Raw genomic sequence first — 20769 nt, forward strand, 5'->3', positions numbered from 1 at the left:
TTTTTTTGAAAAAAATAGCGCAACATTACAATTTACCATCGTAATGTTGCGCCATTTGTTCTTTTTACTCCTTTTATAGAAGAAAGGTCATGTATTAATTGTAATAGTGCCAAATCTTTCTGTTTACTTTCAATCATAATATCGAAATCATGATTTATTTTTTTTGCGATGTGTAAGAACGGCTTAATAAACTCTAAATCAATATATGCAGCGTGAGCCCTAAATTCTTTTTCTGATCTAGGAGAAGAGATGTGAACTTTTGGCGGTATGTTTGTATGTGACCAAGTTTCAAAAATTGCAGGTAGTAACTCTTCCAGCGGTTCCTCGCAAAGATTAGCCATATGATGATGATAATCAAATACAAAAGGAATATTTTCTTTTTGGCAAATAGATAAAGTTTCAGAAGTTGTATATGTTTTATCATCGTTTTCAAGAGTCATTTGTTTTTTTATATGCGTAGGAAGTTTTTTTATGTTTTCATGGAAACGTTCAATTGCTTTTTCCTTATTTCCATAGGCCCCACCAACATGAATATTAATGTAAGAAGAATCGGCAACTCCTATCGCATCTAATACTTTGTAATGATAGTCCATATCTGTAATAGCGTTAGTTGTAATATGTGGTTTGTCGCTTGTGAATAATGTAAATTGATTTGGATGAAAGCTTACTCGTAAATTGTGTTCTTGAATTAATGCCCCTATTTTACGCCAAAGTGGTGTAAATGCTTCAATATAATCAAACTCAACTTCAGGGTGTGTTGCAAGTGGAACGATAGAAGACGATAGGCGATATAGTGGGATTTCATGCGCTATATTGTAATGAAGGATACGTATTGTATGTTCAAGATTTTGTCTTGTGACATGGTACAATTTATCCTCGCGCTCTTGTTTATTAAGTTTTTTGAAACTGGTAAACGTCATTGTTTTGGCAGGAGAACAGTCCCACAATGCCATTGCATGTGAGACATATCCAAATCTTATAATCATATGTGATATACCTCTTTTATTCCCTTTCCTATAGGAAGAAAGCAACGATTGTTCCTATCCACTCTTTTCCTCTATCAATAAGAGAACGGGGGCTGACATCTTCAAAGGAAAGTAATGATGCATTTTCTAGATCTTCATGGAATTTATTTTTTACTGTTTGTATGAAATGTTTATTGTATAAAAGGCAGTTAATTTCATGGTTACTATATAAACTTCTCATATCAAAATTTGCAGTTCCGATATCACAGATTTCATCGTCTACTATAATAATTTTTGCGTGAAAAAAACCTTGTTGAAATGCGTAAATATCACAACCAGCCTGTATTAACTTTCGGCAGTACGGGAATTTTGCTTCTCGAACAAGGGCGTGATCAGCCTTTTCTGGAACGAGAATCGTTATGTGAACTCCTCTTTCATGTGCTTTTAATAGAGCACTCATAATTTTTTTGCCAGGAATGAAATAAGGTGTACCGATAAAGAGTTCTTTTTTTGCACTTTCAATTAAATGTAAAAAAGTATGTTGTAAATAGGCCCCATCGGTCGGAACGAATTGGTGTAGGATGGTACCTGGTTGTTGTTTCGGAAAATAAAGAGAAACCTCCAATAAATTTTCGTTTGTATCATCTAACCAGTCATGCAAAAATTGCTTTTGTAAATCTTGAACACCTTCTCCTGTAAGACGTAAATGATAGTCTCTCCATAGTCCTAATCGCTCATTATGTCCTAAGTACTCCTCGCCGATATTGAAGCCCCCGATATAACCAATTTCCCCATCAATGACTGTAATTTTTCTATGATTTCTTTGATTGGCAGAAAAGAAAGGAAAAGGGAGTTTAACTTTATGACAAAAAGAAAAAGAGACACCATGTTTTTGGAGGGAACGGATTGCTTCGTTTGATAAATAATGGCTACCAAATCGATCGAGTAAAAGTCTTACTTCAATTCCTTCCTGTGCCTTATCAATAAGTAACTTTAAAAACTGACGACTAATCTTATCGTTTTTTACAATGAAGAATAAAACGTGCACGTGGTGCTTTGCTTGTTTTATATCAGTAAATAAAGCATCATATAAATCTTGTCCGTATGTATAAAGGTGAAAATCACTTTGACGTAAAGGGAAAGTGCGAGGGCGCACACGTTTCAAATGAAGGTGTCTCCCATATAAAAAATCAATTGTAATCCAAAGCGTAACGCATATTAACAAGAGAGATAAGAAGAACATGAGTGAATTCCCTCCTTTGCATTCTTTGCCCCTTCACTTTACCCCACCATTTGCGGGCAGTAAGCCTCACAGTTCAAAATTAGGTTAAAGCAAAGAAGTTGGGTGGGAGATTAACGGCTTGTAAAAGCCCGATTGGTGTGGGCTAATAATTAGTGGAGAATGAAAGCCCCCATTGCTTAAAGTGTCACTTTATAGTTTCACCGAAATAAACAGCTTTATTAAAAAAATATGTTGTTGTATAACAAAAAACTGTTGACTGAATGCTCACTCATTATATAATGAAGATAGGGGATAAAATTCAGAAAATTATATGTTTTTGAAGATTCTAAAAAAGAAAGAGGGCTTACAAAGAGAGGGGTAGCATAAAAATGAATAGCTTACTGATCATTAATTGGCTGGCTGCCATTGCTGTTATTGCTTATGCGGGATATTTGTTTGTGTATCTTATACGAACGAGGATGGCCTACATACAGTTAGGAAAAAAGATTGAATTTGACCGTCGTTTTAAAGAGCGTTGGGATCTTCTTAAAGTTAATGTTTTCGGTCAGAAAAAGCTGCTGAAAGATAAAAAGAGCGGCATTATTCACGTTATGTTCTTTTACGGATTTATTCTTGTCCAATTTGGAGCAATTGACTTCGTTTGGAAAGGACTCGCACCAGGATCACATCTTCCACTTGGACCACTATACCCTGCATTTACATTCTTCCAGGAAATTGTCACACTTGTAATTTTAATTGCAGTCTTTTGGGCTTTTCATAGACGCTATGTTGAAAAGCTTGTTCGTTTAAAGCGTAACTTTAAATCGGGCCTTGTTCTTATTTTTATCGGAGGCTTAATGGTTTCTGTACTACTTGGTAACGGTATGGGACTTATATGGCATGGCGAGGAGCTTTCATGGAGTGAACCAATCGCTTCTGCGATCGCTTACGTTTTCTCGGGGATAAATGAAACCGTAGCCATTTCAGTGTTCTATTTCTCTTGGTGGGTGCATTTACTAATCTTGTTAACATTTTTAGTGTATGTTCCACAATCAAAACATGCGCATTTAATTGCGGGACCAGCTAATGTGTTCTTCGGTCGTCTTTCAAACCCAGGGAAGCTTGAAAAGATTGATTTTGAAGATGAAACGCAAGAAACATTTGGTGTTGGTAAAATTGAAGACTTTAGACAAAATCAACTTATTGATTTATACGCTTGTGTAGAGTGTGGTCGCTGTACAAATATGTGTCCAGCAACAGGCACAGGAAAAATGCTATCGCCGATGGACTTGATTTTAAAGCTTCGCGATCATTTAACTGATAAAGGAGCTGCGGTAACATCAAAAGCACCGTGGGTTCCAGTAGTGGCTTTTAATAATACACAAGGAAATCAGTTGGCGATGATGGCAGCCGGAAAAGGGCAACAAGAATCAGCGGCTACAACTCTCGCTTACGATCCGAGTTTAATCGGAGATGTTATTACAGAAGAAGAGATTTGGGCATGTACAACGTGTCGTAACTGTGAAGATCAATGTCCAGTTATGAATGAGCATGTTGACAAAATTATTGATTTACGCCGTTATCTCGTTTTAACAGAAGGAAAAATGGACGCGGAAGCACAACGCGCGATGACAAACATTGAACGTCAAGGAAATCCGTGGGGTCTGAACCGTAAAGAGCGCGAAACATGGCGCCAAGGTGATGACGAAGTAACAGTTCCAACAGTAAAAGAAAAATCAAAAGCTGGTGAAGAATTCGAGTATTTATTCTGGGTTGGTTCAATGGGATCATACGACAATCGTAGTCAGAAGATTGCGATATCGTTTGCGAAATTAATGAACGAAGCAGGCATTTCATTCGCGATCCTCGGTAATAAAGAAAAGAATTCTGGAGATACACCGCGCCGCCTTGGAAATGAATTTGTATTCCAAGAGATGGCGACAAAGAATATTGAAGAATTTGAAAAGGCAGGAGTGAAGAAAATCGTTACGATTGATCCTCATGCTTATAACACATTTAAAAATGAGTATCCGGACTTTGGTTTGCAAGCAGAAGTCTATCATCATACAGAATTGCTAGCTCAGTGGGTGAAAGAAGGCCGCTTAAAGCCTGTTCACGCTATTGAGGAAACAGTTACGTACCATGATTCCTGTTACTTAGGAAGATACAACGAAGTGTACGAGGCGCCGCGTGATATTTTGAAAGCGATTCCTGGAGTGAATCTTGTAGAGATGGCGCGAAATCGCGAAACTGGAATGTGCTGTGGCGCAGGTGGCGGTTTAATGTGGATGGAAGAAACAACAGGTTCACGTATTAACGTTGCTCGTACAGAACAAGCATTAGCTGTACAGCCATCTATTATCGGTACAGGATGTCCTTATTGCTTAACGATGATTAGTGATGGTACGAAAGCGAAAGAAGTTGAAGAGAAAGTTCAAACTCTCGATGTAACAGAGATTTTAGAACGCTCAGTTATTGGACAGAAGAAAGAAGCAATCTAGTTTGTAGGAATGCATACAACTTTAGAAAGAGGTGCAATTATTGCACCTCTTCTCAACGTAGGAACACCGAGCGCGCGCTCAGTGATAAAAAGAAATGGGGGAAAGAGAAATGAGTAAAACAGTTATTTTAAGTGCAGCAAGAACACCGGTTGGGAAATTTGGAGGAACTTTAAAAGATGTGAAAGCAACAGAACTTGGAGGGATTGCAATTAAAGCGGCGCTTGAAAGAGCAAATGTTTCTGCTAGTGATGTTGAGGAAGTTATATTTGGAACGGTTATTCAAGGTGGGCAGGGACAAATTCCATCGCGCCAAGCGGCGAGGGCTGCTGGAATCCCTTGGGAAGTGCAGACGGAAACAGTGAATAAAGTTTGTGCATCAGGGCTTCGCGCGGTTACGTTAGCGGATCAAATTATTCGTACTGGCGATCAATCATTGATTGTAGCTGGCGGTATGGAGTCGATGAGTAACAGTCCTTACATTTTACGCGGAGCAAGATGGGGATACAGAATGGGTAACAACGAAGTCGTTGATTTAAACGTTGCAGACGGTTTAACATGCGCATTTTCAGGTGTACACATGGGTGTTTATGGCGGAGAAGTTGCGAAGGAAGATGGAATTTCTCGCGAAGCGCAAGATGAATGGGCATATCGTAGCCATCAGCGTGCGGTTTCAGCACATAAAGAAGGACGTTTTGAAGAGGAAATTGTGCCAGTAACGATTCCGCAAAGAAAAGGCGATCCTATTGTTGTTGCAAAGGATGAGGCACCACGCGAGGATACAACGGTTGAAAAGTTAGCAAAATTAAAGCCTGTATTCGATAAGACGGCAGCAGTGACAGCTGGTAATGCTCCTGGCCTAAATGATGGCGGTGCTGCACTTGTATTAATGAGCGAGGACAGAGCGAAGCAAGAAGGAAGAACGCCATTAGCGACAATTTTAGCGCATACGGCAATCGCGGTAGAATCAAAGGATTTCCCAAGAACACCAGGCTATGCAATTAACGCATTGTTGAAAAAAACAGGCAAGACAATTGAAGACATCGATTTATTTGAGATTAATGAAGCTTTTGCAGCGGTAGCAATTGCAAGTACAGAGATTGCGGGAATTGACCCAGAAAAATTGAATGTAAATGGCGGCGCAGTGGCGATGGGACATCCGATTGGGGCAAGCGGAGCGCGCATTATCGTTACACTAATCCATGCACTTAAGCAACGCGGCGGCGGAATTGGCATCGCTTCGATTTGTAGCGGTGGCGGCCAAGGTGATGCAGTGATGATTGAAGTTCATTAATTTACGGCGAGAAAACAATTCATTTATTACAGACTTATATTAAGGGGGAAGAAGAAATGAGTGTACAAAAAATTGTTGTAATTGGTGCAGGACAAATGGGATCGGGAATTGCGCAAGTATGTGCAATGGCAGGATATGACGTGAAGGTTCAAGATTTAAAACAAGAGCAATTAGATAGAGGGCTGGCTATCATTACGAAAAACTTAGCACGCCAAGTAGAAAAAGGACGTATGAAGGAAGAAGAGAAGGAAGCGACGTTAAATCGTCTTACAGTAACGCTTGATTTAGATTGTGTGAAAGAGGCTGATCTTGTTATTGAAGCGGCTGTTGAGAAAATGGATATTAAAAAGAAAATTTTTGCGAATCTAGATGAAATCGCACCGGATCATGCCATTTTAGCGACGAATACGTCATCTTTACCAATTACAGAAATTGCAGCGGTAACGAAACGTCCAGAAAAAGTAATCGGTATGCACTTTATGAATCCAGTTCCTGTTATGAAGCTTGTTGAAATTATTCGTGGTTTAGCTACGGATGAAGCGGTATACGAAACGATTGAAGACATTACGAAGAAAATTGGGAAAGTACCAGTTGAAGTAAATGATTTCCCAGGTTTTGTATCAAACCGTATTTTATTACCGATGATTAACGAAGCAATTTATACGTTATATGAAGGTGTAGCGACGAAAGAAGCGATTGATGAAGTAATGAAACTCGGTATGAATCACCCGATGGGACCTTTAACATTAGCTGACTTTATCGGTCTAGACACATGCTTATACATTATGGAAGTGTTGCATGAAGGATTAGGAGATAGTAAATATCGCCCATGTCCATTATTACGTAAGTACGTAAATGCAGGATGGTTAGGACGTAAAACGGGCCGTGGTTTCTACGTTTACGAATAAATTCCTCCCTTTATTAAAATAGTGGTCTTACCAAATTTTTAAAAAGATGTATAGCAAATGGAGGCGAAGTATATGAATTTTCATTTTACGGAAGAGCAACAAATGATGAGGAAAATGGTTCGAGATTTTGCACAGAAAGAAATAGCTCCCTTTGTTCCTAGTATGGAACAAGGGGTGTTCCCGAAAGAAATTTTGCAAAAGATGGGTGAGCTTGGGCTAATGGGTATTCCAGCGCCTGCGAAATACGGCGGCGCAGAAATGGATTTTATTTCTTACATTTTAGCAATTGAAGAAATCTCAAAGGTAAGCGCAACGGTTGGTGTAATTTTAGCTGTACATACGTCAGTTGGCATGAATCCGATTTTATATTTCGGAACAGAAGAGCAGAAACAGAGATATGTTTCTAAACTTGCGACTGGTGAATATTTAGGTGCATTTGCTTTAACAGAACCGAATGCAGGATCAGATGCAGGGAGTTTAAAATCAAGGGCTGTAAAGAAAGACGATCATTATATTATTAATGGATCGAAAGTATTTATTACAAATGGGGGCGAAGCAAGTACATATATTGTATTCGCTTCTACAAATCCAGAGGCAGGAAAAAGTGGTATTTCTGCATTCATAGTAGAGAAAGACACGCCTGGTTTAATTATAGGAAAAGACGAGCATAAGATGGGGCTTCTTGGTTCACGTACAGTACAACTTACGTTTGAAGATATGAAAGTGCCAGCTGAGAATTTACTTGGGGAAGAAGGACAAGGATTCAAGGTGGCGATGGCGAATTTAGATGTTGGACGAATTGGAATCGGTGCACAGGCGTTAGGAATTGCTGAAGCGGCGCTTGCATGTGCGATTGATTATGCGAAAGAACGTGAGCAATTCGGAAAGCCAATTGCGGCGCAGCAAGGGATTGGCTTCAAACTGGCAGATATGGCAACGAATGTGGAGGCTGCACGATTACTCGTATATAGGGCGGCATCGCTAAGAGCGCAAGGATTACCATGTGGTAAAGAAGCATCTATTGCGAAATTATTCGCTTCTAAGACAGCGGTTGAAGTTGCGATTGAAGCAGTGCAAGTATTTGGTGGTTACGGTTATACGAAAGACTACCCAGTAGAAAGATTTTTCCGTGATGCAAAAATCACGCAAATATATGAAGGAACGAGTGAAATACAGAAACTTGTTATTAGCCGTGCTTTATAAAAGGACGAGGGGGAGACGGAGATGCATTTTAAACTATCAGAAGAACATGAAATGATAAGAAAAATGGTTCGAGACTTTGCTAAGAACGAAGTAGCACCAACAGCAGCTGAACGTGATGAGGAAGAGAGATTTGATCGTGCATTATTTGATCAAATGGCAGAGCTTGGCTTGACAGGTATTCCATGGCCTGAAGAGTACGGCGGAATTGGAAGCGATTACTTAGCGTACGTAATTGCAATTGAAGAGTTATCCCGCGTTTGTGCCTCTACCGGGGTAACACTGTCTGCGCATACTTCACTTGCTGGATGGCCGATTTTTAAATTCGGAACGGAAGAGCAAAAGCAAAAGTTTTTGCGACCGATGGCTGAAGGGACGAAAATTGGTGCATATGGTTTAACCGAGCCAGGATCTGGATCGGACGCTGGTGGAATGAAGACAATTGCAAAAAGAGATGGAGACCATTACGTATTAAATGGGTCGAAAATCTTTATTACAAATGGCGGCATTGCCGATATTTATGTTGTTTTTGCGCTAACAGATCCTGAATCGAAGCAGAGCGGTACGAGTGCATTTATTGTAGAAAGTGATACACCAGGATTTTCAGTTGGGAAGAAAGAAAGTAAGTTAGGGATTCGCTCTTCGCCAACGACTGAAATTATGTTTGAAGATTGCCGTATTCCTGTAGAGAACTTACTTGGAGAGGAAGGGCAAGGATTTAAGATTGCGATGCAAACATTAGATGGCGGTCGTAATGGTATTGCGGCGCAAGCAGTGGGTATTGCACAAGGGGCTTTAGATGCTTCTGTAGAATATGCAAGAGAGCGTCATCAATTTGGAAAGCCGATTGCAGCGCAGCAAGGGATTGGCTTTAAACTTGCCGATATGGCAACGGATATAGAAGCGGCGCGCCTTTTGACATATCAAGCAGCTTGGCTTGAATCAGAAGGGCTTCCGTATGGGAAAGAATCAGCGATGTCAAAAGTATTTGCGGGTGATACAGCGATGAAGGTGACGACGGAAGCAGTACAAGTATTTGGTGGTTACGGTTATACGAAAGATTATCCAGTAGAGCGTTATATGCGAGATGCAAAAATCACACAGATTTATGAAGGAACACAAGAGATTCAAAGGCTTGTAATTTCTCGTATGTTAACGAAGTAGGAACGAAAGCGTAGGTATTTTCCTACGCTTTTTCCTTCCAACAAATAATTGAGAGAGGTGAAGGGGATGGTTAAACATAACGTACATGCATCAGTAAAAGATGAAAAGTTAGTTGCGTTAAGGCGTGAACAAATGATTAAAGGTGCGGTGCAATTGTTTAAGCAAAAAGGATTTCCGCGTACAACAACGAGAGAAATTGCGAAGGCGGCTGGATTTAGTATTGGAACACTTTATGAGTATATTCGTACGAAAGATGATGTTTTATATTTAGTTTGTGATAGTATTTATGAACATGTAAAAGAACGGTTAGAGGAAGTAGTGTGTACAGAGAAGGGAAGTATAGAAAGTTTAAAGATAGCGATAACGAATTATTTTAAGGTTATGGATGAATTACAAGAAGAAGTATTAATTATGTATCAAGAGGTACGTTTTTTACCGAAAGAATCTCTTCCATACGTATTAGAAAAAGAGTTTCAAATGGTAGGGATGTTTGAAAATATTTTAGAACAGTGTACAGAAAATGGAACATTTACATTGAATAAAAAGGAAATACAGCTTCTTGCACATAATATTTTTATACAAGGACAGATGTGGGGATTTAGACGCTGGGCCTTGCAAAAATTATATACGCTCGAGGAATATACAGAAATGCAAATTAGGTATGTGTTGCAGGGGGCTCATATGCTTCCGAAATAAGGAACGGACAAATTATAATTTTATTGCCATATAAAAGTTTCACGTTTTTTTTGTAGCATATTTGTGCGACTTTTGTTTATAATGAATAGTATGGATTTTTTTAGGCAGACCGTTATATATAAGGTTATATTTGATGAAAGGAAGTGCCGCATAAGTGAATTTTAAGCAATATTCACCAGAAGAGCTAAAAGAATGTTCAATGATTGAAGTTGTACATAGCGTTTTAGGGGATAAAAGACAAGCAACGACATTCAACGAGTTGGTTCAAGAAATCGCTCAAGTGCTGGGACTATCTCAAGAGCAAGTTAATGCGAAACTCGCACAATTTTATACAGATTTAAACATCGACGGACGTTTCATTAATTTAGGAGAAAATCGTTGGGGGCTACGCAGCTGGTACCCATATGAGCAAATTGATGAAGAAATCTTACCGCAACCAAAACCGAAGAAGAAACGTAAAGTTGAAGAAGACGGTTTTGACGACTACATTGAAGAAGATGAAGATGACTTTGACGATGCAGACGGAAATGTAGATGAAGAAGAAGACGATGTAGAAGATTTGGACAAGGTTCTTGAAGAAGAAGACGGAGATGACGACGATCTTGATGATTTAGATGAAGATGATGAAGACTTCGCTGAAGAAGAACTTGAGTACGATGAAACTGAAGAAGAAGAAGAGGAAGAACTGTAGTTCTTGACTTTTCATTATCGTCCATGTAGAATCATTTTTGGGCTCTTTAAAAAAGGACGATAATACTTTTAAAGTGTAAATATAAAAGAAAATTGCTCCCTACTTATTACTTTATGTGATGAGGGGAGCAATTTTCTTTTTTGTTTTTTGTTTAGAAAATACAAAGAGTCTAACAATAAGATAGATACAGTGTTATCTACATACGTTGCGCTTTGCAACGGTGATTATATAACAGCAAAGTAGAAGGGAGCTTTTTCATGACTAAGTATATTTTTGTAACAGGCGGTGTAGTATCGTCTTTAGGTAAAGGTATTACAGCAGCATCTCTTGGAAGACTATTAAAAAATCGTGGTTTAAACGTAACGATTCAAAAGTTTGATCCATACATTAACGTAGACCCAGGGACTATGAGCCCATACCAACACGGTGAGGTATTCGTAACAGATGATGGCGCAGAAACTGACTTAGACCTTGGTCACTATGAGCGTTTCATCGACATCAACTTAAACAAATACAGCAACGTAACAACAGGTAAAATTTACTCTTCAGTTCTTCAAAAAGAGCGTCGTGGTGAATACCTAGGAGGAACAGTTCAAGTTATTCCTCACATTACTAATGAAATTAAAGAACGTGTATACCGTTCTGGTCGCGAAACAAACGCGGACGTTGTTATTACAGAAATCGGTGGAACTGTTGGTGATATCGAGTCTTTACCATTCTTAGAAGCAATCCGTCAAATTAAGAGCGACATTGGTCGTGACAATGTAATGTACATTCACTGTACGTTAATCCCATACTTAAAAGCAGCGGGCGAAATGAAAACAAAGCCAACGCAACATAGCGTTAAAGAACTTCGTAGCTTAGGTATTCAACCAAACATTATCGTTGTTCGTACAGAACTGCCTGTTTCTCAAGATATGAAAGACAAGCTTGCATTATTCTGTGACATCGATACAAAAGCAGTTATCGAAGCACGCGATGCAGATACTTTATATGCAGTTCCATTATCTCTACAAGAGCAAAATATGGACCAAATCGTTTGCGATCACTTAAAATTAGACAATCCAGCTGCAGATATGACAGAGTGGACTGCGCTAGTTGATAAAGTACGTAACCTTTCTAAGAAAACAAAAATCGCTCTTGTTGGTAAATACGTAGAGCTTCAAGATGCATACATCTCTGTTGTAGAAGCACTTCGTCATGCAGGTTACTCTTTCGATACAGATGTAGAAGTGAAATGGGTAAATGCTGAGCACGTAACAGCAGAAAACGTAAAAGAATTAGTTGGCGATACAGATGGTATTCTTGTACCAGGTGGCTTCGGCGATCGTGGTGTAGAAGGTAAAATCGTTGCAATTCAATATGCTCGTGAAAACAAAGTTCCATTCTTAGGAATTTGCTTAGGTATGCAACTTGCATCAATCGAATTCGCACGTAACGTATTAGGATTAGAAGGAGCTAACTCTTCTGAGATTAACCCTGACACTCCTTATGCAATCATCGACTTATTACCAGAACAAAAAGATGTAGAAGACTTAGGTGGTACACTTCGTCTTGGTCTATATCCATGTAAGCTTGCTGAAGAAACAAATGCTTACAGAGCTTACAGTGAGCCGGTTGTATATGAGCGTCATCGTCATCGTTATGAGTTCAACAATCAATTCCGCCCGGATATGGAAAAAGCAGGATTTGTATTCTCTGGTACAAGCCCAGACGGCCGTCTAGTTGAAATCATTGAATTAAAAGACCACCCTTGGTTCGTGGCAGCACAGTTCCACCCAGAACTTGTATCTCGTCCAAACCGCCCACAACCATTGTTCCATGATTTTGTAAGTGCTTCTATTACGAATAAAGAGAGCAAGTAATAAAAAAAAAGCGCCTGAAATAGGGCGCTTTTTTTAATATTCGTTTAACATTTCATCAATTGTAAATTTAATTCCATGATAAGCAAATAAAGCTACAATTAAACTTGGGAATCCGTAGCGGTTACCTTCATCGTCTGGAATAAGACCTTTTAACAGTTTTGTATCAATATGTACATCTGTATATTGTTCCAGTGACGCAGCACCTTCTTGAATGGCAGAGATTCCAACGATAGAATGCCCGTCTTCTTGAAGTTTTTTTGCGATTTGTATAACTTCTTCATCTGTTGAAAAACGGCTAATAAGAAGTACACGATCTGCAGAAGTTACTTTTGCTTCTTTACCATTTTCAAATAAGCGTTTTGCTTGCTGCATTGGTTCAGCACCGAATAGCGCTTCAACAATAACGCCCTCCATTTCATTTGTACCATGTAAATAAATGTAACCATCGCCAACTAGTGCTTGAGCAAGTAGACGAGCACTATCCTCTATATTCATTTCCTCTTTTTGGGAAACTCTGGAGAAATAACCACTTAATTGAGTTGAAAAAATTTTTAACATAATGTTACTCCTTTCGTACGTGTTTGCCGGTTTTCATTATAGTTTATTTTTTTGGAAAGGTGAAATCGTAGGTGGCATAACGAAATAGGAAACGGTAAAATAAGAAAGAATAGGAAGGAATTTGGCAAAGAATAGCGAAAATAAATCGATAAGATATAAGAAGCTGTAAATCTTGTACTTACACAGAAAGGTTGGGAGTTATGGAAGGGAAAATTTTAATCGTTGATGATCAATATGGCATTCGTGTGTTATTACATGAAGTGTTCCAAAAAGAAGGTTATCAGACGTTCCAAGCAGCGAATGGTTTTCAAGCTTTAGATATCGTGAAAAAGGATAATCCAGATTTAGTTGTGTTAGATATGAAAATCCCAGGTATGGATGGTATAGAGATTTTAAAGCATGTAAAGGAAATTGATGAGAGTATTAAAGTAATTTTAATGACTGCTTATGGAGAGCTTGATATGATCCAAGAAGCAAAAGATTTAGGAGCTTTAATGCACTTTGCTAAACCATTTGATATTGATGAAATTCGTCAAGCGGTGAGAGATCAGCTTGCTGTAGAGGCATAAAAAATGAATTTTTTATAAAAAATATGGAAAAAAGCGTTTACATGGACTATTGTGCAGGTGAATACGGTTGAGTTTTTGAGTACAAGTTGTTATCCTATTGAGTGTAGAAAAAAGTCCGGTATGTAAATATACATATTTTACCTTATCCTGGTCATACTACCAGCGATAAGAACTTATCGGATACAAAAAACGTTTTTTAGGAGGATTCACCATGCCTTTAGTTTCTATGAAAGAAATGCTAAACAAAGCACTAGAAGGAAAATACGCAGTTGGTCAATTCAACATGAACAACTTAGAGTGGACTCAAGCTATCTTAGCTGCTGCGGAAGAAGAAAAATCTCCTGTAATCCTAGGTGTATCTGAGGGTGCAGCTCGTCATATGACTGGTTTCAAAACAGTTGTAGCTATGGTTAAAGCTTTAATCGAAGAAATGAACATTTCTGTTCCTGTAGCGATTCACCTTGACCATGGTTCAAGCTTTGAAAAGTGTAAAGAAGCAATCGATGCAGGTTTCACATCTGTAATGATCGACGCTTCTCACCACCCATTCGAAGAAAACGTTGAAACTACTAAAAAAGTAGTAGAATACGCACACGCTCGTAACGTATCTGTTGAAGCTGAGCTTGGAACAGTTGGCGGACAAGAAGACGACGTAATCGCTGAAGGCGTAATTTACGCTGATCCTGCAGAGTGTAAACACCTTGTTGAAGCAACTGGCATCGACTGCCTAGCTCCAGCTTTAGGTTCTGTACACGGTCCTTACAAAGGTGAGCCTAACTTAGGATTCGCTGAAATGGAACAAGTTCGTGACTTCACTGGTGTACCTTTAGTATTACACGGTGGTACTGGTATCCCAACTGCTGATATCGTAAAAGCTATCTCTTTAGGTACTTCAAAAATCAACGTAAACACTGAGAACCAAATCGAGTTTACAAAAGCTGTTCGTGAAGTATTAAATAAAGACCAAGAAGTTTACGATCCTCGTAAATTTATCGGACCTGGCCGCGACGCTATCAAAGCAACTGTTGCTGGTAAAATGCGCGAATTCGGTTCTAACGGTAAAGCGTAAGAATAAAATTCCGTTTTGGAAACCGTCTACTCTTTTAGACGGTTTCCTTTCGTTGTATAATGAAAGCGTGAACAAGTCGAAAGATTTTATAAAGTGAATTTTTAAATCTTTAAATATAGAAAATAATGTGCATAGTCCTATTAATAAATGTGATAAGTATCTGATTTATAATTCGATGAATAGTTAACCTTCACCTATTTATACTACAGGGGAACAGTAGGTGATGGTTTTTAGGGTGGAAAGAGTAGTTGAGATTCTTAAGGGGAGCTTTCTATAAAGAAAATAGAAAGTAAATACATTCACAAGAAGGGAGCTCAATATGGAAAAATTGCTAATTGAAGGCGGAAGAGCTTTAAATGGAACAATTCGCGTGAGTGGTGCAAAGAACAGTGCCGTTGCACTGATTCCAGCGACAATTTTAGCAGATACTCCAGTAACTATTGGTGGTGTTCCTAATATTTCGGACGTGAAAATGTTAGGAGACTTACTAGAGGAAATTGGAGGGAAAGTAACTTATGGACAGGAGGAAGAGATGGTAGTCGATCCTTCTAATATGGTTGCGATGCCTTTACCAAATGGAAAAGTGAAAAAATTGCGCGCTTCTTATTATTTAATGGGTGCGATGCTTGGCCGTTTTAAAAAAGCTGTTATTGGGCTTCCGGGTGGATGTCATTTAGGACCAAGACCGATTGATCAGCATATTAAAGGTTTTGAGGCGCTAGGTGCACATGTTACAAATGAACAGGGTGCTATCTACTTAAGAGCAGATGAATTGCGCGGAGCACGTATTTATTTAGACGTTGTTAGTGTAGGGGCTACAATTAATATTATGTTAGCAGCTGTACGAGCGAAAGGTAGAACTGTTATTGAAAATGCAGCGAAAGAACCTGAGATTATTGATGTAGCTACCTTGTTAACGAGCATGGGAGCACGTATTAAAGGTGCTGGTACAGATGTAATCCGAATTGATGGTGTGGATTCACTGCACGGTTGTCATCATACAATTATTCCAGATCGTATTGAAGCCGGTACGTATATGATTTTAGGTGCTGCGTCAGGAGGAAAAGTAACAGTTGATAATGTTATTCCTCAGCATTTAGAGTCAGTTACGGCAAAGTTAAGAGAAGCTGGTGTCCAAGTTGAAACGAATGATGACCAGATTACAGTGAACGGTGATAGAAGATTAAAAGTAGTTGATATAAAAACGCTTGTATATCCAGGTTTCCCAACAGATTTACAACAGCCGTTTACAACACTTTTAACAAAGGCGCATGGAACGGGTGTTGTAACGGATACGATTTATGGTGCACGGTTTAAACATATTGATGAATTACGTCGTATGAATGCACAAATTAAAGTAGAAGGTCGTTCAGCTATCGTAACTGGCCCTGTTTTACTACAAGGTGCAAAAGTGAAAGCAAGTGATTTGCGAGCTGGAGCTGCGCTTGTTATTGCAGGGTTAATGGCGGATGGCATTACAGAAGTAACCGGACTTGAGCATATTGATCGAGGTTACGAAAATATAGTAGACAAGCTTAAGGGGCTTGGTGCAAACATTTGGCGAGAGCAAATGACAAAGCAAGAGATTGAAGAAATGAAGAACGCTTAAAGTGGTGATACTTCCGTTAATGGGGAGCGAAGTATCATCATTAGCGGAAGTACATTTTATAGAAAAATCCGGTTCACAAAATACGGCAGAAATATTAGAGACTTAAAGGAGAGGGATTATCTTGGAAAGAAGTTTATCTATGGAGTTAGTACGTGTAACAGAGGCTGCAGCATTATCATCAGCGCGTTGGATGGGACGCGGGAAAAAAGATGAGGCAGACGGTGCAGCAACATCAGCTATGCGTGATGTATTTGATACAATTCCGATGAAAGGTACAGTTGTAATTGGTGAAGGTGAAATGGATGAAGCGCCAATGCTGTATATCGGAGAGAAATTAGGTACAGGATATGGTCCGCGCGTAGACGTTGCAGTTGATCCTTTAGAAGGGACAAACATCGTAGCAGCTGGCGGATGGAACGCACTTGCTGTTATTGCAATCGCAGATCACGGCAATTTGTTACATGCTCCTGACATGTACATGGATAAAATCGCGGTTGGCCCAGAAGCGGTTGGGGCAGTCGATATTGATGCGCCTATTATCGATAACTTACGTGCAGTTGCGAAAGCGAAAAACAAAGATATTGAAGATGTTGTAGCGACAGTTTTAAACCGTCCACGTCATCAAGCGATTATTGAAGAAATTCGTAAAGCTGGTGCTCGCATTAAATTGATTAATGATGGAGACGTAGCTGGCGCAATTAATACTGCATTTGATCGTACTGGTGTAGATATTTTATTCGGTTCTGGTGGTGCACCTGAGGGTGTATTAGCAGCAGTTGCATTAAAATGTTTAGGCGGCGAGATTCACGGAAAACTATTACCACAAAACGAAGCTGAATTGGCACGTTGCAAAAAGATGGGCATAGAAGACATCAACCGCATCCTTCGCATGGAGGACTTAGTAAAAGGCGACGATGCAATCTTTGCAGCAACAGGCGTAACAGACGGAGAACTATTACGCGGTGTTCAATTTAAAGGTAGCGTAGGAACAACACAATCTCTTGTTATGCGTGCAAAATCAGGCACAGTCCGCTTCGTAGACGGACGCCATAGCTTGAATAAAAAACCGAACTTGGTTATTAAATAAAAAGCGGAGGTGGCTTGCTCAGAAGAGGAAGGCATTGGAGCTCCTGACGAAGAGGCGTTTTGTGCCTCGCAGGAAGGGGTGAAATGACTGACCCTTCTAGCCACCGGAGCTGGATTCAGTAAAAGGTGGAAGCGGCTCGTTCAGCATCGCAGGACACTTCGAACTCTCGACCTTGAAGCGCTTTTTGCTTCGAGTGAGAGAGTGAAATGACCGGAGATTCTAGCCGCTGGAACTGGATTTAAATAAAAGGTGGAAGCGGCTCGCTCAGAATCATAAATGGCCTATTTATCGCCATTTAAAATAGGGTGAGTAGAAAAAAGAAAGAAATATAAAAAGCGAAGACAAATTTTCTTGTCTTCGCTTCTTGTATTTGTGTTCCAACGTATTGATTAAAACTAGATAAAAGGGTTACAATAGTGAATATTACCCTACTTGAACTTATTGCCTTTCATTATTAATTATTTGCCTTCCGTATTTTTTCCCTTTACCCATTTGAAAAGAGAATAACGTTAAAGTGTGGTGTCTGAATGAATTTGTCAATTGCAGCATTAGAAAACATGAAATTAAAAGAGTTATATGAGCTTGCGAAAGAATTTAAGATTTCGTATTATAGCAAGTTAACGAAAAAAGAGTTAATCTTCGCTATTTTAAAAGCTCGAGCAGAAAAAGAAGGTTTCTTTTTCATGGAAGGTGTATTAGAAATTATTCAATCAGAAGGATTTGGATTCCTACGTCCTATCAACTATTCTCCAAGCTCAGAAGATATTTATATCTCAGCTTCGCAAATTCGTCGTTTCGATTTACGTAATGGAGATAAGGTTTCTGGTAAAGTACGACCTCCGAAAGAAAATGAACGCTATTTTGGATTATTACAAGTTGAAGCTGTAAACGGAGATGATCCAGAGTCAGCAAAAGAGCGTGTGCATTTCCCTGCATTAACACCATTATACCCAGATCGCCAAATGAAATTGGAAACGGAACCGAAAAAGTTACCGACACGTATCATGGATTTAATCGCACCAGTTGGATTTGGACAACGTGGTTTAATTGTCGCGCCTCCAAAGGCTGGTAAAACTAGTCTATTAAAAGAAATAGCGCACAGTGTTACAACAAATCACCCGGAAGCTGAATTAATTGTACTTTTAATTGATGAGCGTCCAGAGGAAGTAACAGACATTGAACGTTCTGTTAAAGGAGATGTTGTAAGTTCTACTTTTGATGAAGTACCAGAAAATCATATTAAAGTAGCTGAACTTGTGTTAGAACGTGCAATGCGTCTTGTAGAGCACAAAAAAGATGTTATCATTTTAATGGATAGTATTACCCGTTTAGCGCGAGCTTACAACCTTGTTATTCCGCCAAGTGGTAGAACATTATCGGGTGGTATCGACCCAGCTGCCTTCCATAGACCGAAGCGTTTCTTTGGAGCTGCACGTAATATTGAAGAAGGCGGTAGTTTAACTATTTTAGCAACAGCGCTTGTCGATACAGGATCTCGTATGGACGATGTAATTTACGAAGAGTTTAAAGGAACTGGAAATATGGAACTTCACTTAGATCGTTCATTAGCTGAACGTCGTATCTTCCCGGCGATTGATATTCGTCGTTCTGGTACACGTAAAGAAGATCTATTAATTCCGAAAGAACATTTAGACAAGTTATGGGGTATTCGTAAAACAATGCGTGATACACCAGACTTTGTTGAAGGTTTCTTACGTAAGCTTCGTCAAACAAAGACAAATGAAGAATTTTTACAAAACATTGTTGCAGACTCGAAAAGATATGTAACAACTAAGTAAAGGGAAAAGATTGGGACTCGCTTATTTTGTGGTAAGCGAGTTTTTTATGCTTTTTAGGTGATGTTAAAGAGAGATGAGTGGAAGGATATTGGTTGATTATTGTTGGAGCTGAATGAGCCGCGTACGCTTTTAAATAGTATCCAGCTCCAGCGGCTAGAATGGTCGGTGGCTTCGCGTCTTCCTACGAGGCAAAAAGCGCCTCTACGTCAGAAGCTCCATCCCCCTCCCATTCTGAACGAGCCACTTGCGCTTTTAAATGATATCCAGCTCCAGCGGCTAAAATCTCCGGTCATTTCACTCTCTCACTCGAAGCAAAAAGCGCTTCAAGGTCGAGAGTTCCAATGCCCTGCGATTTTGAACGAGCCGCTTGCGCTTTTAAATTTAAAAAGACAAAAACAGGTAGTTGCAAAATGAAGTTAGCCTTGTTATAATTTCATCATATGTGTTTCATCAATATAGTTGTGTATGCAGCTGAAGATGAAAAACTCTGTTTCGAAAATGATTCAGGGCGGAAGGAGATGAAAAGAATGAAAGCAGGAATTCACCCAGATTACAAGAAAGTTGTATTCATGGACACAAACACAGGCTTCAAATTCTTAAGCGGATCTACTAAAGGATCTAACGAAACTGTTGAGTGGGAAGATGGTAACACTTATCCATTACTAAAAGTTGAGATCAGTTCTGATTCTCACCCATTCTACACTGGACGTCAGAAGTTTGCTACTGCAGACGGACGCGTTGACCGCTTCAATAAGAAATACGGTCTTAAGTAATAAAAACATAAAACAGGCAAGTGTATGTATTCGCTTGTCTGTTTTTTTTGCGAAAATATTATACCTTTACCCTACTTTTAACTAAAAAGTAGATGAAAGGAGAGCTTCATGTACTTAATAAATCAAAATGGCTGGATTGAAGTGATTTGCGGTAGTATGTTTTCTGGTAAATCAGAAGAGCTTATCCGCCGTGTGCGTCGTACACAATTTGCGAAACAACATGCAATTGTATTTAAACCATGTATTGATAATCGTTATAGCGAAGAAGACGTTGTATCACATAACGGATTAAAGGTAAAAGCAGTTCCTGTTTCTGCCTCAAAAGATATATTTGAGCATATAACAGAAGATATGGATGTTATTGCAATCGATGAGGTACAGTTTTTTGATGGGGACATTGTGGAAGTGGTGCAAGTATTGGCAAATCGTGGCTATCGTGTCATTGTAGCTGGTTTAGACCAAGATTTCCGTGGTCTACCATTTGGACAAGTTCCTCAGCTGATGGCGATTGCTGAACATGTAACAAAATTGCAAGCAGTATGTTCTGCATGTGGATCTCCAGCAAGTCGTACACAACGATTAATTAATGGAGAACCAGCGGCATTTGATGATCCAATTATTTTAGTTGGGGCTTCAGAATCGTATGAGCCACGCTGTCGTCATTGTCATGCAGTTCCTACAAACAAAGATCAGTAAAACTCGCTGCGCAAGGCGGGTTTTTTTCAAAATAGAGAGAGTGAGTGGTGTGAACCGCTTGCGCTTTTAAATGATATCTAGTTCCGGTGGCTAGCTCTTCGCATCT

17 protein-coding genes and 1 pseudogene are annotated in these 20769 nt (G+C 39.3%); 15 read left to right on the top strand and 3 right to left on the bottom strand.

What is annotated here, in order from left to right; translation table 11 throughout:
• Nucleotides 1-32: 32 nt before the first annotated feature.
• Nucleotides 33-986, bottom strand: coding sequence for a UV DNA damage repair endonuclease UvsE (gene uvsE / locus DN410_RS09435; protein ID WP_149176291.1), 954 nt, complete (start codon nt 984-986; stop codon nt 33-35).
• Nucleotides 987-1014: 28 nt separating this feature from the next.
• Nucleotides 1015-2208 (bottom strand): cardiolipin synthase, encoded by a 1194-nt coding sequence (gene cls / locus DN410_RS09440; protein ID WP_149176292.1) that lies wholly within the window; start codon nt 2206-2208, stop codon nt 1015-1017.
• Between the two features lie 368 nt (nt 2209-2576).
• Here cls and DN410_RS09445 point away from each other — a divergent pair, with 368 nt between their 5' ends.
• From DN410_RS09445 to pyrG, 8 genes and pseudogenes are all read left to right on the top strand, one after another.
• The gene (locus tag DN410_RS09445; protein WP_149176293.1) at nt 2577-4688 is read left to right on the top strand and encodes a (Fe-S)-binding protein; all 2112 of its coding nucleotides are present in this window, start codon (nt 2577-2579) and stop codon (nt 4686-4688) included.
• A gap of 9 nt (nt 4689-4697) precedes the next feature.
• Nucleotides 4698-5979 (top strand): annotated as a pseudogene (locus DN410_RS09450) (acetyl-CoA C-acetyltransferase).
• A 56-nt stretch (nt 5980-6035) separates the two neighbouring features.
• Entirely contained in the window at nt 6036-6887 is an 852-nt protein-coding gene (locus DN410_RS09455; RefSeq protein ID WP_149176295.1) for a 3-hydroxybutyryl-CoA dehydrogenase, read from the top strand.
• Between the two features lie 72 nt (nt 6888-6959).
• Nucleotides 6960-8090: an acyl-CoA dehydrogenase gene (locus DN410_RS09460; protein WP_149176296.1), complete on the top strand. Its 1131-nt coding sequence runs from the start codon at nt 6960-6962 to the stop codon at nt 8088-8090.
• Nucleotides 8091-8111: 21 nt separating this feature from the next.
• Nucleotides 8112-9251 carry an acyl-CoA dehydrogenase AcdA gene (acdA, locus tag DN410_RS09465; RefSeq protein ID WP_149176297.1) on the top strand — a complete coding sequence of 380 codons (1140 nt, stop codon included), beginning with the start codon at nt 8112-8114 and terminating at the stop codon, nt 9249-9251.
• 66 nt (nt 9252-9317) lie between these two features.
• A complete protein-coding gene (locus tag DN410_RS09470; protein ID WP_000238599.1) occupies nt 9318-9947 on the top strand; it encodes a TetR/AcrR family transcriptional regulator in 630 nt (209 codons plus the stop codon).
• Between the two features lie 154 nt (nt 9948-10101).
• Nucleotides 10102-10638: a DNA-directed RNA polymerase subunit delta gene (gene rpoE, locus DN410_RS09475; protein WP_149176298.1), complete on the top strand. Its 537-nt coding sequence runs from the start codon at nt 10102-10104 to the stop codon at nt 10636-10638.
• 257 nt (nt 10639-10895) lie between these two features.
• Complete coding sequence (gene pyrG, locus DN410_RS09480; RefSeq protein ID WP_000170440.1) at nt 10896-12503, top strand: CTP synthase; 1608 nt, start codon at nt 10896-10898, stop codon at nt 12501-12503.
• A 33-nt stretch (nt 12504-12536) separates the two neighbouring features.
• Here the strand turns inward: pyrG and DN410_RS09485 are convergent, their stop codons facing one another.
• Nucleotides 12537-13061, bottom strand: coding sequence for a DUF2529 domain-containing protein (locus DN410_RS09485; RefSeq protein WP_149176299.1), 525 nt, complete (start codon nt 13059-13061; stop codon nt 12537-12539).
• Nucleotides 13062-13261: 200 nt separating this feature from the next.
• On the opposite strand from DN410_RS09485, the gene spo0F reads away from it, so the two are divergent.
• The 7 genes from spo0F (at nt 13262) to DN410_RS09520 (ending at nt 20663) form a co-directional block, all read left to right on the top strand.
• Complete coding sequence (gene spo0F, locus DN410_RS09490) at nt 13262-13630, top strand: sporulation initiation phosphotransferase Spo0F (RefSeq protein ID WP_000398592.1); 369 nt, start codon at nt 13262-13264, stop codon at nt 13628-13630.
• A gap of 211 nt (nt 13631-13841) precedes the next feature.
• Nucleotides 13842-14699 (top strand): class II fructose-bisphosphate aldolase, encoded by an 858-nt coding sequence (locus DN410_RS09495; RefSeq protein WP_001131847.1) that lies wholly within the window; start codon nt 13842-13844, stop codon nt 14697-14699.
• A 319-nt stretch (nt 14700-15018) separates the two neighbouring features.
• A complete protein-coding gene (gene murA, locus DN410_RS09500) occupies nt 15019-16308 on the top strand; it encodes a UDP-N-acetylglucosamine 1-carboxyvinyltransferase (protein WP_149176300.1) in 1290 nt (429 codons plus the stop codon).
• A 121-nt stretch (nt 16309-16429) separates the two neighbouring features.
• Nucleotides 16430-17395 carry a class II fructose-bisphosphatase gene (gene glpX / locus DN410_RS09505; RefSeq protein WP_000442336.1) on the top strand — a complete coding sequence of 322 codons (966 nt, stop codon included), beginning with the start codon at nt 16430-16432 and terminating at the stop codon, nt 17393-17395.
• Between the two features lie 527 nt (nt 17396-17922).
• Complete coding sequence (gene rho, locus DN410_RS09510; RefSeq protein WP_001053898.1) at nt 17923-19194, top strand: transcription termination factor Rho; 1272 nt, start codon at nt 17923-17925, stop codon at nt 19192-19194.
• 527 nt (nt 19195-19721) lie between these two features.
• The gene (locus DN410_RS09515; protein ID WP_000643433.1) at nt 19722-19967 is read left to right on the top strand and encodes a type B 50S ribosomal protein L31; all 246 of its coding nucleotides are present in this window, start codon (nt 19722-19724) and stop codon (nt 19965-19967) included.
• A 108-nt stretch (nt 19968-20075) separates the two neighbouring features.
• Nucleotides 20076-20663, top strand: a complete 588-nt coding sequence (locus tag DN410_RS09520) for a thymidine kinase (RefSeq protein WP_000280852.1) — start codon at nt 20076-20078, stop codon at nt 20661-20663.
• The last annotated feature ends 106 nt before the right edge of the window (nt 20664-20769 follow it).

It is taken from the genome of Bacillus sp. SH5-2 (assembly GCF_008368905.1).
Classification (GTDB): Bacteria; Bacillota; Bacilli; order Bacillales; family Bacillaceae_G; genus Bacillus_A; species Bacillus_A luti.

Bases quoted from the DNA above. Each gene is read 5' to 3' on its own strand.
- uvsE (WP_149176291.1), bottom strand. From the start codon at position 986: ATGATTATAAGATTTGGATATGTCTCACATGCAATGGCATTGTGGGAC.
- cls (WP_149176292.1), bottom strand. From the start codon at position 2,208: ATGTTCTTCTTATCTCTCTTGTTAATATGCGTTACGCTTTGGATTACA.
- DN410_RS09445 (WP_149176293.1), top strand. From the start codon at position 2,577: ATGAATAGCTTACTGATCATTAATTGGCTGGCTGCCATTGCTGTTATT.
- DN410_RS09455 (WP_149176295.1), top strand. From the start codon at position 6,036: ATGAGTGTACAAAAAATTGTTGTAATTGGTGCAGGACAAATGGGATCG.
- DN410_RS09460 (WP_149176296.1), top strand. From the start codon at position 6,960: ATGAATTTTCATTTTACGGAAGAGCAACAAATGATGAGGAAAATGGTT.
- acdA (WP_149176297.1), top strand. From the start codon at position 8,112: ATGCATTTTAAACTATCAGAAGAACATGAAATGATAAGAAAAATGGTT.
- DN410_RS09470 (WP_000238599.1), top strand. From the start codon at position 9,318: ATGGTTAAACATAACGTACATGCATCAGTAAAAGATGAAAAGTTAGTT.
- pyrG (WP_000170440.1), top strand. From the start codon at position 10,896: ATGACTAAGTATATTTTTGTAACAGGCGGTGTAGTATCGTCTTTAGGT.
- DN410_RS09485 (WP_149176299.1), bottom strand. From the start codon at position 13,061: ATGTTAAAAATTTTTTCAACTCAATTAAGTGGTTATTTCTCCAGAGTT.
- spo0F (WP_000398592.1), top strand. From the start codon at position 13,262: ATGGAAGGGAAAATTTTAATCGTTGATGATCAATATGGCATTCGTGTG.
- DN410_RS09495 (WP_001131847.1), top strand. From the start codon at position 13,842: ATGCCTTTAGTTTCTATGAAAGAAATGCTAAACAAAGCACTAGAAGGA.
- murA (WP_149176300.1), top strand. From the start codon at position 15,019: ATGGAAAAATTGCTAATTGAAGGCGGAAGAGCTTTAAATGGAACAATT.
- rho (WP_001053898.1), top strand. From the start codon at position 17,923: ATGAATTTGTCAATTGCAGCATTAGAAAACATGAAATTAAAAGAGTTA.
- DN410_RS09515 (WP_000643433.1), top strand. From the start codon at position 19,722: ATGAAAGCAGGAATTCACCCAGATTACAAGAAAGTTGTATTCATGGAC.
- DN410_RS09520 (WP_000280852.1), top strand. From the start codon at position 20,076: ATGTACTTAATAAATCAAAATGGCTGGATTGAAGTGATTTGCGGTAGT.